This is a genomic window from Candidatus Eisenbacteria bacterium (genome assembly GCA_016867495.1).
Lineage (GTDB): Bacteria > Eisenbacteria > RBG-16-71-46 > CAIMUX01 > VGJL01 > VGJL01.
On sequence record VGJL01000359.1, the window covers coordinates 1 to 1632 of the forward strand.

Annotated in this window: 2 protein-coding genes; both read right to left on the bottom strand. The window is 64.0% G+C overall.

Going from position 1 to position 1632, the window contains the following annotated elements:
• The coding region (locus FJY88_14240) for a zinc transporter ZupT (GenBank protein MBM3288487.1) at positions 1-106 on the bottom strand (106 nt) is incomplete at its 3' end.
• Between the two features lie 43 nt (positions 107-149).
• Positions 150-830, bottom strand: a complete 681-nt coding sequence (locus tag FJY88_14245) for a hypothetical protein (protein MBM3288488.1) — start codon at positions 828-830, stop codon at positions 150-152.
• Positions 831-1632: the final 802 nt, after the last annotated feature.

Consider the following 1632-nt stretch of genomic DNA (forward strand, 5'->3'; position numbering starts at 1 on the left):
TGGTTCGGGCGAAGAAGGCGATGGCGCTTCCGATCCCGGTCGCGAGGCCGGCGATCAGAGTCACCGCGAGGGCAAGGAGGATCTCTGAGGTCCCGTGGCCGATCATCCTGCGTCAAGTCCTTCGTCGGGCTTAAGCACCTGGACACCCCTCAGCGGATCAGACGCAGCCAGTCCGAGAAGAGGAAGTCCATCCTGCCGATCAGAAGCGACATGCGGCTCATCACGGTATATCCGAAGGAGGCGCCGAAGGTGACCATCAGGAAGAAGATGCCGATGCGCGCCGCGCCGCCCGCGACCCTTCGGTGTTCCACGGAGAAGAAGAAGTAGACGAGGCCCGTAAGCGTCCCGGCGAAGACGAAGAGGGCATCCCAGTCGACCCGAAACGGCAGCGACAGGCCGAAGAAGCTCCCCGACCCTGCCGCCACCAGCGGCACGAGCGTGTCATGGACTTGGCTGATCGCGTTCGATTGGAGGTAGGTGATGAAGTAGAGCCCCGCGGTCGAACCCACGATGAAGGCGAGGGGCCATCTCGAGATCCAGCCCACCTTGGGCAGCAGGCGCATCAGCATCATGACACCCAGGATCCCCGCGATCAGATAGAGCCAGCGTTCGTCCCAACCTCTCCCGCTCGCGGCTCCGGCCGCCGCGTCCCGGAGATTGAGCAGGAGCTTCGGCCAGATGTTCTGCCAAAAGAGGCTGACGAACCAGTAGCCGGCCGAGATGCCGACGAAGACCGCCTCGCAGACCTTGTAGAACGGATTGTCCTTGTACAGGAAGGAGAAGATGCCGAGCGTCAGGAACGCGGCGATCCAGATCCCGACGACGTCCATCACCTTCCCTCCTCAGCTCCGGCGCCGACCCTGCTCTTGCGGCGAGAGATCAGGAAGGCGAGGTTCCCCAGGAGGATGAAGAGCACGACCGCCACATGCGAGGTCGACTGGGAGAGCATGAAGCTCGTCCCCTTCCCACGGAATCCGGAAACCTCCTCGTACTCGGCCGCTCCCTTCATGCCTCCCAGGAGCCCTCTCATCTGCCGAGGGAAGTAGGGATAGACCTGGGGCGCCTGGACCGCGGTCGATCCGGAGGCCAGCTGCGCGTGAAACCGATCCCCCGCGAACTGGACCCACTCGACCGTGCCCGGATAGCCTGCCGACACATTGAAGATGAATGCGATCGAGCTGAAGTCGACGACCCCCTCCATGATCGGGAACTGCCCCACGGGCCTTCCCCGCGAGTCGCGCGGGAAGACCGCCTGGATGCTCGACCCCATCCTCTGTATGACCACCTCGTTCCCCGCCTGGTAGCCGAGGTTGATGTAGTCGAGCCCGTACTGGGGATTCACGGCGGCAACCTTCGGATCGAGCAGGGCCTCCTGATAGGCGAGATCGGCCTGTTGAGGACCTTGAGGCCAGAGCCCCACGACGATGACGCGCAACCCTCGCGTGAAGGCCTGCTTCAGGAAGGTCACGGCCATCGGCTGGATCTCGGCCGCCGACCCAGGGTCATAGTCGCACGCCAGCAGCACCTTCGATCCGCGGGGCAACTGCTCCACCGCCTCATAGAGCCCGCGCACCTCCGGAGTGACCGAGATCCGTTGCGGCAGATCGAGGAAGAGCGGTACGACAACCGCGA